We start from the raw sequence: 21,413 nt of genomic DNA, 5'->3' as shown, positions 1-21,413 counted from the left end.
TTTATATTATTATGTTTAGTTTATTACAGATTAATTCTTAAATCTGACGAATTAATTCTTTAAAAAGTATAATCATTTTTGGTTCTGCTTCTCCTGCCACAGCAATAATTTCTGGAATATTTACTGGTTTTAAATCGTCTGGATTGCATTCATCTGTTAAAACAGAAACTGCTATTACAGGCAGATTTAAATGATTGGCTACAATCACTTCAGGAACGGTACTCATTCCTACTGCATCTGCTCCAATAATTTTTAGATATCGATATTCTGCTCTTGTTTCTAATTGTGGTCCTACAACTGCAACATAGACGCCTTTGTGTAAAATAATATTATTTTCTTTGGCTATAGCCACTATTTTTGTGTTTAAATCAGCATTGTAAGGAGCACACATATCTGTAAATCGTTCTCCAAAATCAGAAACATTTTTAAATGCTAATGGTGAACCTCCTTGCAAATTAATATGATCTTCTAACAGCATTAAATCTCCTTTTTTGTAATTTAAATTGATAGCACCCGCAGCATTTGACACTAACAGACTTGAAATACCTAGTGCTTTCATTACTCTAACTGGAAATGTAATTTCTTGTAAAGTGTAACCTTCATACAAATGAAAACGTCCTTGCATTACAATTACTTTTTTTCCTTCTAAGATTCCAAATAATAATTTACCAGAATGAAATTCTACAGTTGAAACAGGAAAATTTGGAATATCTGTGTAATTTATTTCTACCTCAACTTGTAAATGATTTACTAATTGACCTAATCCTGTTCCTAAAACAATTCCTATTTGTGAATTATGAAATCCTTTTTCTTTTAAAAATGTGGTGGTTGTGTTTAAAATTTCTTGTGTCATTTATTTGTATATTTTTTAAAAACGGGAACATCTCTTATATCCTCAAGAGTATCGATATCATTTTTTTCTTGTAATAAATAGTGTTTTAAATTCTGGACATCTTTTAATGTTTCTTTTAAGACGGTGTTTGTCCCCCATTCTTTATTTCTAAAAATATTTTCAGGAATTTGTTTCATTCCTAATAAATAATAACCTCCATCTTGAGCTGGTCCAATAACAATATCATTATTCACTAGCTTTTTAATGGCTTCTTTTATATCATTACTTTCTAGTTCTATTAAATCGGAGCCAATGATTACTATTTTTTTGTAACCATCGTCAAATCCTTCTTTGAATGCATTATACATTCTTACTCCTAGGTCTTTCCCGAATTGCAATTTCTTTTGAAACAAGTGATTATTCCATATATCGTTTGTGTTTATTTCTTCAGAATATAAAACACGTTTGTCAAAATTAGTTTCAAGAGTTACTTTTTTAGTATGTTCTAATAAATGTTTATATATTTCTAATGCATTTTCTTCTCCAATAGAAGCTGCTAATCGTGTTTTTACTTTTCCAAGTTCGGGGTTTCTAGTAAATATTAGAATTAGGTTTTCGTTCATTTTAACAAGTCTTTTTATGCCACAACTCCTTGACAGCTACTACCTGCTCCAGCTGTACAACCATAACAATGTTGGGAAATAACAATATTTCGGTTACTTAATTCTTCTTCATTAAAATTTGAAATATGTTTTGATTTAGAGGCAACTTTTAATCCTAGCATTTGATTAAAATCGCAATCATACAACCAGCCATCCCAACTTACAGAAATAGTATTTGTACACATAACATTAACTATTGTAGCTGGATTATAAGCTTCTACTAATGCATACATATAATCTTCATAATTATCAGAAGCGATTAAATAATCGAGAAATCGAGAAATTGGTAAATTAGTAATTGCAAATAAATTATGAAAATGAATATCAAAGTCCTCTTTTAATGCTTTTTTAAAGTCTTTTTCCATAGAGAATTGACTACTAGGTAAAAAAGCTCCTGAAGGATTGTAAACTAGGTCTAATTTTAAATTACTCTCTGGTATTCCATAACCTACTTCATTTAATTCTTGTAAAACTTTTATAGATTTATCAAAAACACCATCTCCTCTTTGTACATCTGTTTTACCTTTTGTCCAATGAGGCATGGAACTTACAATATGTATATTATGTTTTTTAAAAAAATCTGGTAAATCATAATATTTTTTATTCGCTCTCATGATTGTTAAATTTGAACGAACTATAAAATCTTTCACTCCTATTTTTGAAGCTTCTTCCACAAACCATCTAAAATTTGGATTCATTTCTGGAGCACCACCTGTTAAATCTAGTGTGTTTACTTCTGTCGTTTTTAAAACATTTAAGATTTGTTGCATCGTTTCAACTGTCATGATTTCTTTTCTATCTGGTCCTGCGTCTACATGACAGTGTGCACATACTTGATTACACATGTAACCTACATTTATCTGTAAAACTTCAATCTTCTTTGTTTTTAAAGGAAATTGATTTGTTTTTTTAATCTGATCAGCAAAAGTGGGTAAAGAACCGTCTTTAAAAATTCCATTTGAAAGTATTTCTAATTGTTTTTCTGTTTTAGACAACGGACTTTCTTTAGCTTGAAGCGATTTCAACATAGTTTTAAATTTATTCAAATTTTGATAATCTCTACAAAAATAGAATTATGATTTTACACAAAGTGTTAGCTATTTTACATATATACGGAAAAACTACATTGATAGTTTTTTATACTTATTCATCATCTGAACACCATGTACTAATGCAGCTCCACTTTTTATTGCAGCAGTAACATGCACTGCTTCCATCATTTCTTCTTTTGTAATTCCTCTTTTTAGTCCATCACCTGTATAAGCGTCAATACAATAAGGGCATTGCACTGCATGAGAAACGGCTAAAGCTATTAAAGATTTTTCTCTAGCTGAAAGGCTTCCTTCTTCAAATACTTTTCCATAATATTCAAAAAAACTATTTCCTAATTCTTCGCTCCATTCTACAATTTTTCCAAATTTTTTTAAATCTGCTGGATCATAATATGTTTTTTCCATTTCTTATCTTTTATCTTATTTATAAATTTTAATACCTCTTATCAAATATTTTCCCCACATTTTAGAAAAAGCATGAACTTCCTCAGTAGTTATATCTTTATTATTAACTACTTCATTGCCTTTGTTTTTCCATTCAAAAATGCCACCGTATAAGTTATAAACATTTGTATATCCTAATTTTATTAGCTCTTCTCCTCTATTTTCGCTTCTTACTCCTAAAGAACAGTAAACTATTATTTTAGCATTCTTATTAGGGATAATAGTAGCTACCGAATCTTTATTAAAATGTTTATCACCAATAAAAATTGCGTTTCTTATATGACTAACGTTGTATTCTTCCATTTCACGAACATCTAATAGTATACTATTATTTTCTCTTTTTAATTCTTCTACTGAAATATAGGCAACCGTGTTTTTATTAAATTGTCTTATAACATCTGAGATTGTTTCTTGAGAAAACAAGAGGTTTATTGCATTGAGAAATAAAAAGGTATACCACCACTTCATGTTACTTTATTTTATATTGAAGCTAAATTACAATAAGTTTTCGAAATTTAGAGACACTACCTTTTTTTGCCTACTTAAAATCTCTATGATACTAAAATGAATTACTACTTACACTATTTATATATATTATATTACTTGGCATCATATCAAATACGTTATAAATACATTATAAACACGCTATATATACGCTATATATACGCTATATAAATGCTATAAATTTATTTTTGACTCGTTTTTGACCCGTCCTAAAATAGCTATACAGGAATCGAAAAACTGAATTACTAATTGTTATTACAATTGGAATTTTAGGAGAAATTACTGGTCTAATATTCGTTGAATTCATATTCAAAGAAATTATACTCGGAATTTATAAATTATTCAAAAAAACGATTAATTTTATTTGTGCCAAAATCTTCGAATTAGAATCGAAAAAAGCCACTATAACATCTATAAGTACAATATAGTTCTTAGCCCTTAATTAAAAGTTAATAGTAATTTTGAAAGACAAGGTAACAACAAAAAATATGGATACGGCATTAGAATTAAAAATCGGTATTGACAATGGACAATTTTTTTCCGTTAGACAAATTATTGAGAAACTTCAAAATTCTAAACTTGTACAAGAAATAACGGCCAATTTACCTGACAAACCTCTTGCTCTTGTTTGGCGACTTATATGTATAAGTGAAATTCCATTTAGTTATAAATTAGACTATACACAAAAGTTAATTGAAACTGTTTATGAAAAACTGGCAACTCCTTTTGGTTTTTCATTGAGTGGTGACGAAAAAATGTTCTTACCATGTTACAATGCTATGATTGTTTCTGCACTCTGTCGTTTGGACAGAGCAAATGACAAACAAGTTAGAAATGCGGTTGAGTGGATTAACTCAAACCAACCAATGGAAAGAGGGGTAAAAGTAGATTTACCAAATTTCAACTTTGACAGATATGGTGGTTGTTTTAAAAAGACGCCTTGCTATATTGGTTTGGCTAAATCCGTTTTTGCTTTACAAGATTTTAAAGAACATACAAACGAAAAGAAGTATGACACTAAATTAGAGAAAGGGATTTTATATTTGCTTAAACACAAATTTTTCAAACGTTTAAGCAAAGATGAACCTATTAATAAACATATAACTGACATATCATTCCCAGAGACATATCACCTTAACTCTCTTGAATTACTAAGATTTGCAAAAAAAGCAAAACTATTAGATAATGTAAACACAAAAGACCTAATTACCCATATTGAAAAACAAAAGACGAAAGACGAAAAATGGAAGAACAATTTTAACTATAAAGCAGAAGGTTACATAGCTTTTGACAAAGGAAAAAAAACTAGTGAATGGACGACGCATTTAATAAATCAAGGCTTAAAAATTAAAAAATGATTGTAAGAGGCATCTCTTTTAAAGCAATTTAATAAAAATATTCATTTTAAAAACTAATTTAAGTTTGAAAAAAAATATACTCTTTAATTATATTTGTTTTGTTATGCAACATGTACTGTGATAAGCAATAGTGACATACAGTGGTAAACAAAGTTAATACTAAAAAAGCTTATAATTTGTCTGTTCGTATAGACACATAAAAACACTATACAGAAATGACAAAATAAAAGTATCAATAAAAGCAATGACTATTTTGGAGATGATTATGATGAAAAAGAAACCACACAAAATAAATCAGTAGAATATGCACTGTAATTAAGTTTTCATATAAACTTTAAGAGTCAGTTTGAAGATAAGTTTTTATAATCTTGAGGGCATAAATTTATAAAAAAGTGGTTTTTAATGTTGTTTTTTTGTTATTTTTGTAAAACGTGTACAACATACACAAACAGCCAAACTAAAACAAGCTAAATTATTGTATTTCATATGATTATAACTTTTAATACATTAAAATTAAAAAAATATTTAATGATTAAAATTTATGTCTAGTTGTTCTACCAAAGGACAATATAAAAAGTTGTCCTATATTAAATTCAAAAATGAAAAAAGATATAAAAACATTTTATCTCCTAATTTTGACAACAGCATTTGAAATAAAAAAGAGTCAAAATGAAAAAAGGTTTTTGTTGCTATTTTCAACTACCTTTTCTAAATTATTACTATGTTAAATTATGTACTTAAATATAAAGAATTTTTAATAATCAAAAGATAATTAAAATGAAAAGTAAAATCCTACTTCTGTTTTTTATTCCTTATTTATCCTTTACCCAAACGGGGATAAACACCACCGATCCTAGAACTACATTAGATGTCAACGGAGCTGTTACTCAGAGAGAGACAAGTTTTACTGTGGCTACTAATGCGGCTAACATTAATACAGAAACTTCTCTTGCTAATATCACTGGCACTGCTACAAGTACAGTTGCTGTAACGGCATATACTCCAACTATCAATGGTCATGTGTTAGTTATTTCTAATAATACCACGGGCGGTTTTGGTGCCACGTTTGCAGGAACAACAATTCCTAATGGTCAAGCCATAGGTTTTGTTTATACCAATGGTGCATGGAAGACTACAATGGGATCATCAACCATATCAACATCCAATTTTTACAACAGCAATGGTACGCTAACAAGCAATCGTACGGTAGCCCTTGGGGCTAATAATCTTACCTTTACAGGTACAGGAAGGGCTGAATTTCAAAATTGGTTCGGATATGCCAAAGATACCCGAAAGGGGATTGCGACAATTTATAATGAAGGTGGAGGTGATGTGTATGGTATGGAGCAGGTTTCAAGTTCCCAAAGTGGTACATCTCCAGCATTGCGTTTGTTTACATCAAATATAGGATCAGCACATCTCGCTTTTGGAAAATATACAACTGCAACTGCTTATACTGAATATGCAAGATTCACAAATACAGGTGATTTTGGCATTGGTATTACTGCTCCAACCTCTACTTTTCATGTAAACGGCAGTATAGCTAATAGTATAACCGTTATTTCAGCTAATCTAACATTAAACCAGACCCATAAAACCGTAATTATTCCGCTTGGATCTACATTTACCGTTACCTTACCCGCTGCGTCAGGAATATCGGGGAGAGTTTATACCATTGTTAATAATACAGTGGGTTCAAAGTCCCTGACAGTAAATTATATTGATTTAACAGGAAGTACAGTAAACACAATCAATGCCGCAAGCAGTATAGAAGTACAGAGTGATGGTACTAATTGGTATCAAATACAATAATTGACTATAAAGATAATTAAAATGAAAAGTAAAATTCTGTTGCTATTTTTTATCCCGTATTTATCCTTTGCCCAAGTTGGAATAAATACCATAGATCCCAGAACCATGCTAGATGTCAACGGAGCGGTTACTCGCAGGGAGGTAAGTTTTACTGTGGCCTCTAATGCGGCCAATATTAACACAGAAACTTCGCTGGCCAATATTACAGGTACTGCTACTGGTACTGTTGCCATAACAGCATATACCCCTACTATAAATGGTCACCTGTTAACCATTTCCAATAACACCACAGGCGGTTTTGGTGCAACGTTTGCAGGAACAACTATTCCCAATGCTCAGACCCTAGCTTTTGTCTATACCAATGGCGCATGGAAAACTACCATAGGTTCATCGGCTATATCAACCAATCTCTATAACAGTAATGGCACCCTGACTGGCACTCGTACGGTAACGATGGGCGCTAATAATCTTACTTTTTCAGGAGGAAGGACTGAATTTCAGGCTCCAGTCGGATTGGAATTTGCTAAAGATACAAGAATGGGAATAGCTGCAATATATAATGCCTCCATAGGTGATGCTTATGGTATGGAGAAAGTTTCAGCTGCCCAGACGGGTACAACTGATGCGTTGCGTCTGCTTACATCTAATTTTACAGGGATTCCACCACATCTAGCCTTTGGTAAGTATACAAATGCAACTAATTTTACTACTTTTGCAAGATTTCTCTACGCTGGTAATTTTGGCATCGCAATTACACCTACCTCAACCTTTCATGTAAATGGTAGTATTGCCTCTAGTATTACAGTTATTTCAGCAGATTTAATATTAAATCAGAGTCATAAAACAGTTATCATTCCACTTGGGTCTACATTTACCGTTACACTACCTGCTGCATCAGGAGTGTCGGGCAGAATTTATACTATTATCAATAATTCTGTTGCTTCAAAATCCCTAACTGAAAATTATATTAATTTAGCTGGAAGCTCTATAAATACAATTAATGCAGCAAGCAGCATAGAAGTACAGAGTGATGGTATTAACTGGTATCAAATACGATAGATTAACTATTTAGAGATTGTATAACTCTTTTAAAGCCAAGGAAAAAGCAATGGGTTTTCTTCCCAACAAATTTTCTAAATCATTTGTCACCTTTTGGTGTTGATTGTTTTTAATATCAGCTGCAAATGCACTAAACATCTGAATATATTGTTCGGGAACACCAATTTGTTTAAGGAAATCTTCGTAAGCATTAGATTCTAAATCGGTATAAGCTACAGTTGCACCCGATAATTTTGAAAGTTCAGAAGCTACTTCAGCATACGAATGCGATTCTGAACCTGTAATTTCATAGGTTTTATTATCATTGGTCGTTGCCAACAAATCATTGGCAATTGCTTCGCCTATTTCTCTACGAAGTGCAAAACCAACTTTTCCGTTTCCTGTAGGTAACGCAATGCCTGTTTCAAAAGGATTTTCGCCAGCAAACATCAAGATGGTATCGGTATATAAATTATTGCGGAAAAATGTATATTTCAAGCCACTTTCTTTGATGTAGTCTTCTGTCTGAAAATGACTTTGCATCAAAAACTGATTGGCAGATGTGGATAGGTTTTCAATTACAACACTTGTATAAGCTATTCTATTCACTTCATTTTTTATTGCCGCATCAACCACATTTTTGTGCTGTTGAAAACGGTTTACTGGATCTGCTCCTGAAATCAATAGTACAGTATCGATTCCTTTTAGGGCTTCATTCAATGAGGTTGAATCGTCAAAATCTCCTATTCTTACATCTATTCCTTTATTTTTAAAATCAATCGCTTTGGCTGCATCTCTTGCTAAAATGGCAATGTTGTTTGCTCCTGTTTTTGTTAAAAGTTGGTTTACAACTGCTTTTCCTAAATGGCCTGTGGCTCCAGTTACTAAAATCATTTTATTTGTTTTTAAATTAAACTATTTCTATTTGTTACACAAAGTAACTAATAAAAGATTACATTTGTAACCAATGCAATTAAAATACTGGTAACCTAATCGTAACTAACAATGGAACTACTCGAAAAGAAAATAAATTGTCCGGTTACTGCCACTTTAGAATTGATAGGAGGCAGGTGGAAAGCACCTATATTGTATTATTTATCCAAAGGAACAAGAAGGTTTGGACAAATAGATGCCACGATAACTGGAATTTCCAGAAAAGTACTGACGGAACAACTCAAACAATTAGAAAATGATGGTTTGATTTATAGAGAATACTATAAAGAGCTTCCTCCAAGAGTGGAATATTCCTTGACTGATTTTGGAAAAAGCCTTGATGTTGTTTTTACATCAATTGTTGATTGGGCTGAAGCCAATTTGAGTATTGAAAAAGAGTAATTACACTATTTGTTTAGCTTTTATTTCATAGCATCATTTACCAGTTGACTATCTACAAACTGTTCAAAACTTACAATTTTGCTGTCTTTTAGTTTCCATACGTGAGCTACTCTGGCAGTGAATGATTTACCTGTAAGCTTGTATGTCCCAGTATAAGTGCCGTAAGCTACGACTTTATCATCGCTGGCAACATAATCTTCGGGCGTGAATTTATAATCAATCCATTCATTTCCCAAACGGTTGAAAACATTTTTGGTTACGTTTTCCAAACCAATATACGTTCCTGCATACGGAAAACCTTTGGCTTCTGTCCAGGAAATGTCATCAGCTACATATTTAGCCAAATTTTTACCGTTTTCTTCCGAAGTTTTTCCTTCGTAAGTGCTTTTTACGATTTCAAGATTTGTCATTTTTTCTTTGTTTAAAGAACAGCCTGACAACACAAAGCATCGCCAAGCTGTAGAGGATTGATTTTACCATTTCATTTCGCCAGTATTGACTTTTGCTCCAATTTGTAAGGCTATTTCAAAAGTTAATGTTGGATATTTTGCTTTCAAAGCTTTGATTAAAGCTTCCGAAGTTTTGTTTGTTTTCAAAGCTTCCTCGTAGAATTGAATGTAGTTTTTGGTATGATTTACGGCAGTTATATCGAATGGAGAATTTGAATTGGCGTGAGCAGGAATAACGATTTCAGGATTCAAAGCCGTAATTTTATCTAAAACGGATATCCAGTTTTTACGTGCTTCTGGAGTTTGTGCATCTGCCATCCAAAGATTGAACGATGTTCCAAAGACATTGATTCCGCCAACAACTGTTTTTATGGAAGGAATCCAAACAAAAGTTTTATTCGGGAATTCTTCCAAACCAACGATTTCTAATTTTTGGCCTTCCAATTCAATACTATTTCCTTTTAAAACCTGAGGTAAAATTGCGTTTGAAGTAATGTTTTTGCCTAATCTTTCGCCCCAAACTTCTAATTTTTTTTGAGCCGTAGCCTTGATATGTTCTACTGTTGCAGGAGACGCATAAGCGGTAACTTCAGGGAAATGTTTTTTGAAAACTTCCAGTCCGAAGTAAAAGTCAGGATCACCGTGAGAAACAAAAATGGCGGTTAGTTTTTTACCACTTGCCTTAATTTCCTGTGCTACTTTTTCGGCATCAGCCAAAGTAAATTGGGCATCAATTAAAACCGCATCTGTTTTTCCAGATACAATTACCGATGCTACTCCAAAACTATTTTCTGAGGCGTTGTAAACTTGAAGTTTCAAATTTTTAGCTTCAATTGTTTTGAAACTTTGTGCTTGTGTTTCCATATTTAATAAAATTAAAATTGTTAATAATACTTTTGAGATACTTGACTTCATTTTTGTGATGTTTTAAATTAACACTGCAAAGATGAGACGGTAAGCTATCTCAAAACATTAAACTAGTTTAATAAATAAAAGGAAAGTCTTATTTTTTGTTGGCAATTTTCTTCCGAATATTACTCAAAAAAACGTTGGTAATACCTAAATAAGCAGCAACCTGAATGTTCGAAAGACGCTGAATAAGTTGTGGATATTTTTCAGCGAATTCTATATAACGAAGTTCTGCTGTTTTACTTAAATTGTCTATCATTCTGCGTTGAAGAGCCACGTGCGTTTTTTGAGTCATTACCCGAAATAGCTTTTCTATTTTAGGTAAATTTTCATAGGCAAACTCCTTGTCTTTCTTAGAAATTAAAAGCACTTCGCTGTCTTCAAGGGCTTCTATAAAAAGTTGCGATGGTTTTTCATTGGTAAAACTATCAATATCGGTTATCCACCAATTTTCTATGGCAAAATAGAGTATTTGTTCAAAACCATTTTGGTCAATATGATAGACTCGAAAGAGCCCTTTGGTAACGAAACCTTCGAATTTGCAAATTTCGCCTTCTCGCAACAAAAAACTTTTTTTCTTAATTGTTTTATGTTGAAACAAATTGCAGAATGCTTCTGTTTCTGCATCTGAAAGGGAAATATGTGCTGCGATATTTTGTTTAAGAAGTTCGGTCATAGTTTTTCATTAAAGCGTATAAATATAGTCAATTTTGATATTGAGAAAACAAGTCTTGGATTGTAACTTTAATAGCAATAGCCACGAAAGTCTTTTATCTCGTGGCTATTAAATTTCTAAAAACTGGATTTTTTATAGAAGTATAGCATTTAAAGTAATTTCAGCATTTAATAACTGTGAAATCGGACAATTTTCTTTTGCATTTATGGCAGCTTCTTGAAACTGTTCTTCACTTATTCCATCAATTTTTGCCTTAAGATCTAAATGGATTAGTGTTATTTTTCCATCTTCAAAAGTTACCTTCGCAATGGTATCAATGCTTGTAGTCACAAAACCCATATCGGTTAACACAAAACTTAATTTCATACTAAAACACCCTGAATGTGCGGCAGCAATAAGTTCTTCTGGATTAGTTCCCACACCTTCTTCAAAACGGGTTTTAAAGGATAATTGTGCTTTGTCTAAAGTGGTACTTTGGGTAGATATTGTCCCTTTTCCTTCCATTCCTGTTCCTTGCCAATTGGCATTTGCTTGTCTTGTAAATTTCATTTTTATTTATTTTAATGGTTATTGAATATTATTTTTCTAAAAATTTGATTAGCTCTGAGTTGAATTTTCCAAGTTCTTCAATGAACAATCCGTGTCCGCTATTTTCAAATTTTACGATATACGAATTTTTAATTCCTTTTTGCATTTGTTCCGCTAGTGCAAATTCACAGATTTTGTCTTTTGTTCCGTGAAAAATGGCGGTTGGAATATTTATTTTGGATAATTCAGAACGCAAATCGGTATCTCTTAAGGCTATTAAGCTTTGTGTAGTAGCATAAGGAGACGCTTCTAAATTTATTCCTCCTAACCAATTAGCAATGCCTGTTGATAATGCTGTTTCATTGGCAGCGAATATTTTTCCAAAGTTTTCTAAAAGTTGTAGTCTATTTGTTTTACTCAAATCAATTAACCCGTTCACGTCTTCTTTAGAAAATCCATAAGAATTGTCATTTCGTTTAGTCCACAATGGTGCTGCTGCTGCAAACAATGCCAGTTTATTTACGTGGGCGCTGTTATATTTAGCGACATAATGTATCGCTATAGCACCTCCCATTGAGAAACCTCCTAAAGTTGCATTTTGAATATTCAATTTATCCAACACCACTTTAATATCATCGGCAAACACATCATAATCATATGTACCATAAGGTTTGTCCGATTTACCAAAACCCCTTAGTGTAATACCTACTACTCGATATCCTTTTTCCACTAATTCCTGATATTGGTATTCATACATGGCATCGCTTAAAGGCCAGCCGTGAATTAATACAACTGTTTTACCTGTTCCCCAATCGGTAACGTGAAGACGAACATTCTTTTCTACTTCAATAAATTCTTCACGCGCTGATGAAGCTTTTTGTTGAGCAATTGCCGAAATAGATAGTGCAAATAATACTACAGCAGTAAACAAAGTTCTTATTTGAGTTGCTAGATTTAATTTTAATTTCATTTTTTATTGTTTTATGTGATTTAACGGTACAAAGGTGTTATGTTTGTAGTTATAAATCAAATTAATAATTTTTATACATCATAAATAAAAAGTATAATCATGACCTTGCAGCAATTAAAATATATCATCGCATTAGATAAAGAAAGGCATTTTGCAAGAGCTGCAGAAGCCTGTTTTGTATCACAACCCGGATTAACATTACAGTTAAAAAGTTTGGAAGAAGAGTTAGGAATTAAAATATTTGACCGATCAACTGTGCCTCTAAAACCGACGTTATTAGGAGCTTCCATTATTGCAAAAGCTAAAAAAGTACTGAAAGAAGTAGATTCCATTAGGGATTTTGTAATTGATGAAAAAAATATATTGGAAGGAGACATAAAACTTGGGATAATTTCAACGCTTTCACCTTACTTGATCCCAATATTAATCAAAGATTTAAGAGCTAAGTTGCCCAAAATAATCTTTACCATTAAAGAAGAAACTACTGTAGGTTTAATGAAAGATTTGGAAGAAGGAATTATTGATATTGCCATAATGGCAACTCCAACAGGAAATTCGTCTTTATTAGAATTTCCTGTTTTTTATGAACCATTCGTGGCTTTTATCAATAAATCATATGGTTCAGATACTGACATTCTTTTCAAACTTTCGGAAAGCAATAAATCCGATTTATTATTGCTCCAGGATGAATACTGTTTTAATGCGCAATTGCTGGATATTTGCAATTTGAAGAGCGAAAATAAAGCACCAGAAAAATTCTTCTACAACATCAACTCGATTGAAACTTTAAAAAATTTAGTGCGGGCCGATTTGGGTTTTGCAATTCTTCCAGAACTATCTATAATTAATGAAGAACCGAATAACGGCTATAAATCATTTGAAGACCCAAAACCAGTCAGGGAAATTAGTTTAGTTGTTTCGGACACATTTGCCAAAAACGTATTGCTTGAAAAGATAAGAGAAGTCATTTGGGATTGTTTGCCTCAAAAATTAAAACAAACTGTCAACTATAAGAAAATAAGTTGGAATGACTCACCTTATTTTAAAAAAGCGATAAGTAAAAGCTGAATGGTTATATTATGGATTAAATCCCAAATATGAACATTTTGAATAGTGATAAAAAGAAAAAAAACCTGTAAATCATAAAACTTACAGGGTTTTGCTACCGTTTAGGATTTTTTCAGCGGAGAAAGAAAGTGTCGAATTGATTGTGTAATCCTAGAAATTTAAGATTATGAATAAAATTGTAGAGAGAGAGAGCGACCGCTCCCACACTAAAGTTTTTTAAAATGCCGAACTATTGGTTTAGTTTTGGCTGCTGTTGGCGGAACGATTTTAGCAGCACCAGTGGCTTTGCCAGTAATAGTTACTACCATTGATGGTTATGTTGTGGCTGTAGGTGGTGTTTTGACCACAGTTAGTCAGTTGACTACAACTAATGACAGCGAATAACCATACATTAATTGGTACTGCTGGAGGTACATTTTTAAGCATTATATCGAATATTCATTCTGAAGATATTGCAAAACTGTTATTTTAGCATCAGTTGGAGCTGTTGTCAGTTTTACTATTTCGTTGCTGCTTAAAAGCCTAAATAAGAAGCACAAAAATAAGTATAACCTTAGTTGTGGTGACCTTTGGGTTAAACAAAATGAAAGCCTGTCGTGAGATCAGGCTTTTTTAGATTTAAAGATAATGTCAATTATTACTCATTAATAATTTTCTTTCTATGTTGAATGCCCCATTCTGTGAGGTTTCTTATGATTGTTTGCAAAGTTTTGCCGTGTTCTGTAAGTTCGTACTGAACCGTTATTGGTTGGGTTTCAAGTACTATTCTTTTGATTAATTTATTTATTTCTAATTCTTTTAATTCCTTACTCAACATTTTGTTGGAAATCCCAGGAATATCATTTAAGACATCTGAAAATCTCCTCTTATTATAATAGCAAATGGATGAGATAATAGATATTTTCCATTTTCCGCTTAGCACGTCCATAGAGTCTTGCACAGCCATCATTTCTCTCTTATGTTCGTCTGTATTGAATTCACTGCATTTCATATTGATTCTTGTTACTTTTATGTTACTGTGTTACTTCGATGTGATTGTAACTTTTGGTAACAAAGTTACTAAAATAAATAAGGGTGTTATAGCTTTGCTCAATAATTTAAAAAACATATTATGAGTAAATTAAAAAATAAGGTTGCAATTGTTACTGGTGCTTCGAAAGGAATCGGGGCTTCAATTGCAAAATATTTTGCAGCAGAGGGTGCAAAAGTTGTCGTAAACTATTCTTCTAATAAAGAAGATGCAGAAAAGGTTGTTCAATCCATTACTGACCATGGAGGAAATGCCATCGCTGTTCAAGGAGATGTGTCTAAATTATCTGATGTTGTCAGACTTTTTGAAGAAACTAAAAATACTTTTGGTTCTTTGGATATTTTAGTCAACAATGCAGGCATCTATCCTGCTGCATTTATTCAAGACGTTACAGAAGAAGCGTTCCATAAGCTTTTTGACATTAATGTATTGGGACCTCTTTTAACTATTAAAGAAGCCGTAAAATTGTTTGAAAATGCTGGTGGTGTTATTATCAATATCAGCTCAGGAGTTAGCACTACTCCACTAGCCATGATGTCTGAGTATTCGGCTACTAAAGCTGCTTTGGATGCTATTACTGTTTCGCTATCCAAAGAGTTTAGTGGTAGAAATATTCGAATCAATTCCATTCTTCCGGGTGGGGTTGAAACTGAAGGCACGAGAACAGCCGGAATTACAGGTAGTGAATTAGAAAAGACCATCATTGAAAAAACACCACTTGGTCGTATTGGCCATCCTGACGACATTGCAAAAGTTGCTGTTTTTCTTGCTTCGGACGATTCAGGGTGGATTACAGGTGAGAAAATCACTGTTGCAGGGGGTCTTTATGGATTGTAAAAGGCAAAGGCAACCTCTGAATTAAACAAAATGAGAGCTCAAACCAAAAGGAATGGGCTTTTTTAATTTTTAGACTTCACCAAATTGATTGATTACCACCTCAACAATTACAACTTCAGAATTATACCAATACAAATCGTTGCATTTTGCATAGTCTAATGCTTTTGTTCTGCTATCAAATACTCCAAAAAACTCTTGATGCTTTTGATTTCCAACTGTCGGTTTGAAATAATAAAAAAATGCTCATAGGATTGATTTTAAAGGTTAACTAAGATTATTTTTTTTGCAATAGCGATATAAAATGACTCTTCTTAAATCATTGATTAAATTGATGTTTTTGCGAAATTGTTTTTCTTTTTGCTCTAATATTTTAAGAGCTGTTATGTTCTTTTTGTGTTGCTCGAAATCAGTCATTATTTCATTTGCTTTCATATTTAGGTTTTTTGCAAAATCATTGATTCATCTGTATGGGAATTACAGAACCTATAAAGAATTGATGTCAAAATTTTACTCTCCATAAGCTTTTGCAGATGGATTCTATGTTTTCGCAATCTTCTGAACATTGGAAAATGATAACAAAACAATTCGGGCAGGGTTCATTCAAAGGTTTGCCTGTGTTTAACCCTTTGTGTAGGATGAAGAAATGAGAGTTTGCGTATTTTACTCCGTTTTGGTAGTGTTTCATTTTAAAATTTATCATATCGTGGCTTTTTAGGATTTATCGACTAGACACACTTTTCCATTAAAATTTTTTTCCGCTACGCTTTCATTGTTTTTTATCGGAAGCGAAGAATGTAAGCATTTGCCTTCTTTTAAACAGTTGGTGTTGATGGCGGAGAAGTTTGGAGTAACCCCTAATCCAATAAAGTATAGATTAAACAGTGTCTTGATTAGTTGCTATTAACCAATCAAGAGGGTAATTCTATACAAACATTTTACGCAGCAGATTTACTGCATTTTAAACACTAAACCTATAAGGGTATTAAAGACATATTTTTTCATTTTTTCTGATAGGTTTAATATGTTATAAACATTATTTTAGAAAGTAAGATGTTGTGTTGTCTTGATATGTTCTTTACACATTACTCAAAAAATTCCACATAAAAGTTTCTTCCAGATATTGTTTCACGGTTAATGGTTTTCGACCCAATAATTTTTCCATTTGTGAACCATCACTTTCCAATTCCCCCTGTTTTGTAGCTGCGGAGAACCCACCAATCATTTTAGCACATCTTTTAGACATTCCTTGATCAATCACAGTTTTGAGAAATGCATCTAAACTAGGGCTTAAATAGGTGATGTTTTTACCTGTGATTTGAGAAATATACTCTGCAATTTCAAAGAATGAATAGCTATCTCCTGATACATTATACGTCTTGTTTTTATGCCCCTTAGATATCAAAACCTTTGCTGCCGTTTCTGCCATTTCACTTCGTAATGCAAATCCTATTTTTCCATTACCGGCAGGCAGGTAAATACCATATTTGAAAATGTTTTCACCTAAAAATGAAGGCAATATGTCCATATATAATCCATTTCGCAATATGGTATAATTCATACCGCTTCCTTTAATGGCATCTTCAGTTGCTACATGTGAACTTACTATAGACTCAATGAGGGAAAAATTAACTTCTTTATGCTTCTGACTTGTGTAAAGAATATCCTTAATTCCAGATTCTACTGCCGCATTCACTACTTTTAGGTGCTGCTCACTACGGTTTTCTACTGTACTACTTGAAACAAAAAGTAGTTTGTCAATACCAGAAAATGCGTTCAACATTGAACTATAGTTGTTGTAATCGCCGCATACAATATTAACATTCAAAGATTTTAATTTCTCTACTTTTGTATGATTCCTTGCCATGGCATAAATCCTATTTTCATGCACTCCATTTTTGATCAATGATTCAATAACTGCATACCCATAATGACCAGTAGCTCCTGTCACTATTATTTTATCATTTTTTGTCATTTCCTCTTTTCTTTTTTAATTAACTAATCTTCCTCATCATCGTCATAATCATCATCGTCATCATCACGATAATCTGTGGTATTTTTAAATCTATAAGTAAACATAAGGTTGATTTGACGCTCAAAGTATTGGTATTCAGAATTAGAGAGGAAGCTTTTACTAGAGGCTTCTTGGCGACGAACTCTTGAGTTAAATACATCAGAAATATTAAGGTTTATTGCTCCTCGACCCTTAAATAATTCTTTATTAACCGAGATATTTGACACTAAAATATCGCGTCTTGTGGTGTTGACTTCTTTAAATGGAGCATCATATTGAATGCCTATTTGCAAATCGATATGCTTTGGGAAAGCAATCTTTGACGATACTCGTGTAAACCAGCTGGATGAACTAGTATTTAGTGATTGTCTTTGAGTAATAAGTTCACTATTATCGTTGGGATCTTGAATAGTGTTATCATTGCTAGCGTTTTGTTCAAAATGAAACCAGTTAAGCGAACCATTAACTTGTAACCAATTTGCTGGGCTGTAAATGGATGATACTTCCATACCATATCTGTTTTCTGTACCTACATTTAATGGTCTGGTAATTAAAATAGGAATATTTTCTTCATTTAACATACCTGAATTAGTAGTTATGAGTTGAAAAATATCTTCTGAATACTGAAAATACCCAGTAGTTTCTAACGATATTTTATCCCAATTTTTAGTATGCCCTAACTCTAAAGAATTTGTAAAAACAGGGTCTAAATCTGGGTTTCCTGAAATGAGGTTCAGATCGTTGGAATAATCAGCAAACGGATTTAATTCACGAAAGCTAGGACGACTTATGCGTCTGCTATAGCTCGTTTTGAGTTCGCTTTTTTCATTTAGTTTATACCTTAAATTGAATGAAGGGAACAGGTTGCTATAGTTTTTATCAAATTTTACATTTGTCGTAAATTGGGTAACATTTATATTGGTAACTTCTAAACGGAGACCAGCAAGTATATTAAATTTGCCAAAGGTATTAGTATACTGAGAGTAAGCTGCGTAAATATCTTCACCATAATTCATTCGATTGCTTAAATTAGTATCACGTTCCCAATTACTGGTGTTTGTATTAAAATTTTCAACTGTTGAATTGAATTTTATGGTACGTATAGTACTGCGGTAGCCTGCTTCAAAACTACCGGTTTCAGAAAACGGAAACACATAATCCGCTTGTATCAACAAGTTGTTTTGACGTTCGTTGGTTGCGGTACGGTCTTGCGTGTTTTCAGAATTTCCAAAGGTATAGGTATCTTTAAAATTTGCCGATTCTATTTCTGTATTGCTATCATACTTGGCTTCAACAGTCAACAAATGTTTTTCCTCTTCATCAAAAATAGATTTATAAGTTAACGTGTACTCGTCACTAGCATCTTCTTCTAATTCTCTCTCGTCACGTAATCTTGTACTTATTAAAGTTCTATTTACATCGAAGGTGTTAAAAGTGGAAAGACCTTTATTGTCATTACCCTCATGGTCATATAAGCCCATAAAAGTAAGTGTGTTTTTTTCGTTAAAATAGTAATCGACACCTATAGCTAATGTATATTCTGAACCACCACGAGTAATGCCTTGACTTTGGGTTAAAAACCCTGTTGCTGTACCTGTGGTCTCGTCTAAAAATGTTGTGTTTACTGATTCGTTTCCTGGGCGTTTTGAATCTTCAAAATTGAAGTTTGTAAATAAATTAATTTTTTTTGTTCGGTAATTTAAGTTACCTCCAACACCTAAGGTTTCGGGTATTCCTATAACTGTCTGAACTGCGCCATTAAACCCTAGATTTTTTCCTTTTTTGAGAATGATATTGATGATTCCAGAAGCGCCTTCAGCATCATACCGAGCAGATGGGTTCGTTATAATTTCGATACTCTCCACAGCATTGGAAGACAGCCGTTCCAACCCTTGGGCGTCACTAATACCCACTAATCCAGAAGGTTTACCATTTACCAAAATACGTACATTATTATTCCCTCTAAGCGTAATACTACCATCTACTGAAACCGAAACTGAAGGCACATTATTTAAAGCTTGAAGTACATTTGTGCTTTGCGCATTTAAGTCTTGACCAATATTATAAATCTTTTTGTCAAGTTTGTTTTCCAATAGACTTTTTTTCCCTTTTACTATGACTTCACTCAGCAATTTTGCATCTTCTGAAAGATAAAGTATCCCCAAATCCAGATCATTCTCAATCCTTTTATTTTCTAGAAAAAATGGCTTAAAACCGATAAACTCAATTTCTATAGTGTACGTTCCTTTCTCGACTTCAATCGAGAAGGTTCCATTTTCGTCAGTGATTCCACCGAATTCTGGGTTTGGTTTTCCAGTTTCTGTGAAGGAAACAGTAGCGTATTCTAAAGGGATATTGGTTTCCTTTTGCAGTATTTTTCCTGTTACTATAATTTTAGCATTGCCATACATCAATGCTGTAGTTAAAAAAAACAAGAATTTTATTGTCCTAATCATTATTTTTGATCTTATGAGTGTTTGTTCTATTTGACATTGTATGTTGGAATCACTATTACCAACTCAAAATGTTTTTCCATACCGGTTATCAATATTCCTCAATAGGTATTAAAAGTTGTAGGCTCAAAGCCAAATCCGGCATTGTTCCAAGCAAAATATCTCCTATTTTTTTATAGGTATTTTGAGTTGAAGTCAGAGGCACGACCTGCGCATACATTAGTGACGAACTCAAAAATAAAAGCGCAAACTATAGCTCTAAAACCAAACAAACTTCTTTGTGGAATTGTGATATTATTCATGATTCTCAAGTCGAAGTGTTTAGATTTGGATAAAGTGCATTTTCAACAAGCACTATCAGCTCATTGATTTTTAATTCATTGATTTTTACGGCAGCACTACCCTCGTTGTAAGGTTTGTATTTTTCTAGTTCTGCATTTGAGAATAAACCAATAGTAGGGGTAAGCGATGCGCTAGCCAAATGCATTACTCCGTTATCGTCACCAATAAAAACATCTGTATTTGCAATTATAGCTGTCAGTTCCCTTATGTCGATGGAATACAAAGTAGGGGCTCTGAAGCCAATCTGAGAGGTATTTTCTTGTGGAAGTATTTCAATAATATTTACATTTGGAAATGCTTGCTGTAACTGTTCATATAGATTAAGCCACCATCTTTCTGTATCGTATTTGACATCAGTGGTCTGTGTAAATAAACAAATGGTTGGTTGTGCGTTTTGCACTAAGTCATATACCAAGCTACCTCCATGGATGAGTTCATCGTTCGCAAGTCGCAAGTCCAAGCTAGCAGGAATTCCATCATTTGGTTTGACTCCTATATTGGGCAAAAACGCTCTCAAGGAATAGATTACTTGTTTTGCTATATGTATTTCTTTTTTGTCTGAATCTTTGTCTCCTATAAACTTGCATTTTGCGTTTGCCATGCTCGTACATATTCTTCCAGAGCAAGATTCTTTGACAGCGTTTATGGCCAAATCATATTTCTTGCTTCTAAGTTGTTTACAAGTTCTTATGTACTTTATGGGGTTTTTGAAGAGGCTCTGTGGGAATTCAATAATTTGGTTCACATTATCGTAATTTTGATACAGTTTGATAGCACAGGATTGGTTTACTAGCATATCAATTTCGCTATTTGGAAATGTGGATTCCAACTCTTGAACCAAAGGTGAAAGCAACAGTAAATTTCCTAATCTATGATTTGGTCTACAGATTAGGATTCTTTTTACTTCATCATTACTATTGACCGTTTTACCTATCTTGTTTTTAAAACAACCAGTAAGATATTTAGCTGCATTCTTTTTTATTACGTTGATGCTTTTTTTTAGATTCATTTGTGCAATTTTTGTTTTAAGTTTCCAGAGCGTTTATCGGATTCTAACATGTTCTCGAGCCAATTTATCTATGGAAATGACTAGAAAAATAAAG

The 21,413-nt window shown here is 32.8% G+C and carries 24 protein-coding genes and 1 pseudogene; 7 read left to right on the top strand and 18 right to left on the bottom strand.

The features are described from left to right. Positions 1 to 37 precede the first annotated feature (37 nt). From ACULEV_RS01695 to ACULEV_RS01675, 5 genes are all read right to left on the bottom strand, one after another. The gene (locus ACULEV_RS01695; RefSeq protein ID WP_445456956.1) at positions 38 to 853 is read right to left on the bottom strand and encodes a purine-nucleoside phosphorylase; all 816 of its coding nucleotides are present in this window, start codon (positions 851 to 853) and stop codon (positions 38 to 40) included. Continuing rightward, positions 850 to 1,455, bottom strand: a complete 606-nt coding sequence (locus ACULEV_RS01690) for a TIGR04282 family arsenosugar biosynthesis glycosyltransferase (RefSeq protein ID WP_445456955.1) — start codon at positions 1,453 to 1,455, stop codon at positions 850 to 852. The genes ACULEV_RS01695 and ACULEV_RS01690 overlap by 4 nt, the downstream gene beginning before the upstream one ends. Before the next feature lie 14 nt (positions 1,456 to 1,469). Further along, positions 1,470 to 2,522: an arsenosugar biosynthesis radical SAM (seleno)protein ArsS gene (arsS, locus tag ACULEV_RS01685; RefSeq protein WP_445456954.1), complete on the bottom strand. Its 1,053-nt coding sequence runs from the start codon at positions 2,520 to 2,522 to the stop codon at positions 1,470 to 1,472. A 93-nt stretch (positions 2,523 to 2,615) separates the two neighbouring features. Beyond that, complete coding sequence (locus ACULEV_RS01680) at positions 2,616 to 2,951, bottom strand: arsenosugar biosynthesis-associated peroxidase-like protein (RefSeq protein WP_130734070.1); 336 nt, start codon at positions 2,949 to 2,951, stop codon at positions 2,616 to 2,618. Positions 2,952 to 2,966: 15 nt separating this feature from the next. After that, positions 2,967 to 3,458: a rhodanese-like domain-containing protein gene (locus ACULEV_RS01675; protein ID WP_445456953.1), complete on the bottom strand. Its 492-nt coding sequence runs from the start codon at positions 3,456 to 3,458 to the stop codon at positions 2,967 to 2,969. A gap of 524 nt (positions 3,459 to 3,982) precedes the next feature. Here ACULEV_RS01675 and ACULEV_RS01670 point away from each other — a divergent pair. From ACULEV_RS01670 to ACULEV_RS01660, 3 genes are all read left to right on the top strand, one after another. Further along, positions 3,983 to 4,852, top strand: coding sequence for a hypothetical protein (locus ACULEV_RS01670; protein WP_445456952.1), 870 nt, complete (start codon positions 3,983 to 3,985; stop codon positions 4,850 to 4,852). Positions 4,853 to 5,761: 909 nt separating this feature from the next. Beyond that, the gene (locus ACULEV_RS01665) at positions 5,762 to 6,664 is read left to right on the top strand and encodes a hypothetical protein (protein ID WP_445456951.1); all 903 of its coding nucleotides are present in this window, start codon (positions 5,762 to 5,764) and stop codon (positions 6,662 to 6,664) included. A gap of 21 nt (positions 6,665 to 6,685) precedes the next feature. Continuing rightward, on the top strand, positions 6,686 to 7,723 hold the full coding sequence (locus ACULEV_RS01660) for a hypothetical protein (RefSeq protein ID WP_445456950.1): 1,038 nt from the start codon (positions 6,686 to 6,688) through the stop codon (positions 7,721 to 7,723). A 9-nt stretch (positions 7,724 to 7,732) separates the two neighbouring features. Here ACULEV_RS01660 and ACULEV_RS01655 read toward each other — a convergent pair whose 3' ends face one another. Next, positions 7,733 to 8,596 (bottom strand): SDR family oxidoreductase, encoded by an 864-nt coding sequence (locus ACULEV_RS01655; protein WP_445456949.1) that lies wholly within the window; start codon positions 8,594 to 8,596, stop codon positions 7,733 to 7,735. 111 nt (positions 8,597 to 8,707) lie between these two features. Here ACULEV_RS01655 and ACULEV_RS01650 point away from each other — a divergent pair, with 111 nt between their 5' ends. Then, positions 8,708 to 9,037 carry a winged helix-turn-helix transcriptional regulator gene (locus tag ACULEV_RS01650; protein ID WP_445456948.1) on the top strand — a complete coding sequence of 110 codons (330 nt, stop codon included), beginning with the start codon at positions 8,708 to 8,710 and terminating at the stop codon, positions 9,035 to 9,037. Between the two features lie 20 nt (positions 9,038 to 9,057). Here the strand turns inward: ACULEV_RS01650 and ACULEV_RS01645 are convergent, their stop codons facing one another. From ACULEV_RS01645 to ACULEV_RS01625, 5 genes are all read right to left on the bottom strand, one after another. After that, the gene (locus ACULEV_RS01645; RefSeq protein WP_445456947.1) at positions 9,058 to 9,447 is read right to left on the bottom strand and encodes a nuclear transport factor 2 family protein; all 390 of its coding nucleotides are present in this window, start codon (positions 9,445 to 9,447) and stop codon (positions 9,058 to 9,060) included. 63 nt (positions 9,448 to 9,510) lie between these two features. Continuing rightward, positions 9,511 to 10,401 (bottom strand): MBL fold metallo-hydrolase, encoded by an 891-nt coding sequence (locus ACULEV_RS01640; protein ID WP_445456946.1) that lies wholly within the window; start codon positions 10,399 to 10,401, stop codon positions 9,511 to 9,513. A gap of 88 nt (positions 10,402 to 10,489) precedes the next feature. Continuing rightward, a complete protein-coding gene (locus ACULEV_RS01635) occupies positions 10,490 to 11,071 on the bottom strand; it encodes a Crp/Fnr family transcriptional regulator (RefSeq protein ID WP_445456945.1) in 582 nt (193 codons plus the stop codon). Positions 11,072 to 11,203: 132 nt separating this feature from the next. Continuing rightward, positions 11,204 to 11,620, bottom strand: coding sequence for an OsmC family protein (locus ACULEV_RS01630; protein WP_445456944.1), 417 nt, complete (start codon positions 11,618 to 11,620; stop codon positions 11,204 to 11,206). Positions 11,621 to 11,648: 28 nt separating this feature from the next. After that, positions 11,649 to 12,569: an alpha/beta fold hydrolase gene (locus ACULEV_RS01625; protein ID WP_445456943.1), complete on the bottom strand. Its 921-nt coding sequence runs from the start codon at positions 12,567 to 12,569 to the stop codon at positions 11,649 to 11,651. Between the two features lie 99 nt (positions 12,570 to 12,668). On the opposite strand from ACULEV_RS01625, the gene ACULEV_RS01620 reads away from it, so the two are divergent. Both ACULEV_RS01620 and ACULEV_RS01615 read left to right on the top strand, forming a co-directional pair. Further along, positions 12,669 to 13,637 (top strand): LysR substrate-binding domain-containing protein, encoded by a 969-nt coding sequence (locus ACULEV_RS01620; protein ID WP_445456942.1) that lies wholly within the window; start codon positions 12,669 to 12,671, stop codon positions 13,635 to 13,637. Between the two features lie 243 nt (positions 13,638 to 13,880). After that, positions 13,881 to 14,021: a hypothetical protein gene (locus tag ACULEV_RS01615; RefSeq protein ID WP_445456941.1), complete on the top strand. Its 141-nt coding sequence runs from the start codon at positions 13,881 to 13,883 to the stop codon at positions 14,019 to 14,021. A gap of 253 nt (positions 14,022 to 14,274) precedes the next feature. Here ACULEV_RS01615 and ACULEV_RS01610 read toward each other — a convergent pair whose 3' ends face one another. Beyond that, on the bottom strand, positions 14,275 to 14,628 hold the full coding sequence (locus tag ACULEV_RS01610; RefSeq protein ID WP_445456940.1) for a winged helix-turn-helix transcriptional regulator: 354 nt from the start codon (positions 14,626 to 14,628) through the stop codon (positions 14,275 to 14,277). 120 nt (positions 14,629 to 14,748) lie between these two features. Here ACULEV_RS01610 and ACULEV_RS01605 point away from each other — a divergent pair, with 120 nt between their 5' ends. After that, on the top strand, positions 14,749 to 15,504 hold the full coding sequence (locus tag ACULEV_RS01605; RefSeq protein WP_445456939.1) for an SDR family NAD(P)-dependent oxidoreductase: 756 nt from the start codon (positions 14,749 to 14,751) through the stop codon (positions 15,502 to 15,504). A gap of 264 nt (positions 15,505 to 15,768) precedes the next feature. Here the strand turns inward: ACULEV_RS01605 and ACULEV_RS01600 are convergent, their stop codons facing one another. The 6 genes and pseudogenes from ACULEV_RS01600 to ACULEV_RS01575 form a co-directional block, all read right to left on the bottom strand. Continuing rightward, the gene (locus tag ACULEV_RS01600; protein WP_445456938.1) at positions 15,769 to 15,936 is read right to left on the bottom strand and encodes a DUF6943 family protein; all 168 of its coding nucleotides are present in this window, start codon (positions 15,934 to 15,936) and stop codon (positions 15,769 to 15,771) included. Positions 15,937 to 16,003: 67 nt separating this feature from the next. Further along, positions 16,004 to 16,189, bottom strand: coding sequence for a DUF6943 family protein (locus ACULEV_RS01595; RefSeq protein ID WP_445458507.1), 186 nt, complete (start codon positions 16,187 to 16,189; stop codon positions 16,004 to 16,006). Positions 16,190 to 16,579: 390 nt separating this feature from the next. Next, positions 16,580 to 17,476, bottom strand: coding sequence for an SDR family oxidoreductase (locus ACULEV_RS01590; RefSeq protein WP_445456937.1), 897 nt, complete (start codon positions 17,474 to 17,476; stop codon positions 16,580 to 16,582). Between the two features lie 23 nt (positions 17,477 to 17,499). Beyond that, positions 17,500 to 19,608, bottom strand: a complete 2,109-nt coding sequence (locus tag ACULEV_RS01585; RefSeq protein ID WP_445458506.1) for a TonB-dependent receptor domain-containing protein — start codon at positions 19,606 to 19,608, stop codon at positions 17,500 to 17,502. Positions 19,609 to 19,638: 30 nt separating this feature from the next. Continuing rightward, positions 19,639 to 19,926, bottom strand: a pseudogene (locus ACULEV_RS01580) (carboxypeptidase-like regulatory domain-containing protein); the annotation flags it as partial. A gap of 349 nt (positions 19,927 to 20,275) precedes the next feature. Next, positions 20,276 to 21,319 (bottom strand): glycosyltransferase family 9 protein, encoded by a 1,044-nt coding sequence (locus ACULEV_RS01575; protein WP_445456936.1) that lies wholly within the window; start codon positions 21,317 to 21,319, stop codon positions 20,276 to 20,278. Positions 21,320 to 21,413: the final 94 nt, after the last annotated feature.

This window comes from Flavobacterium sp. HNIBRBA15423 (assembly GCF_052655965.1).
Note: the sequence above shows the minus strand (reverse complement) of the source record. Positions and strands in the feature narration are given on the sequence as shown.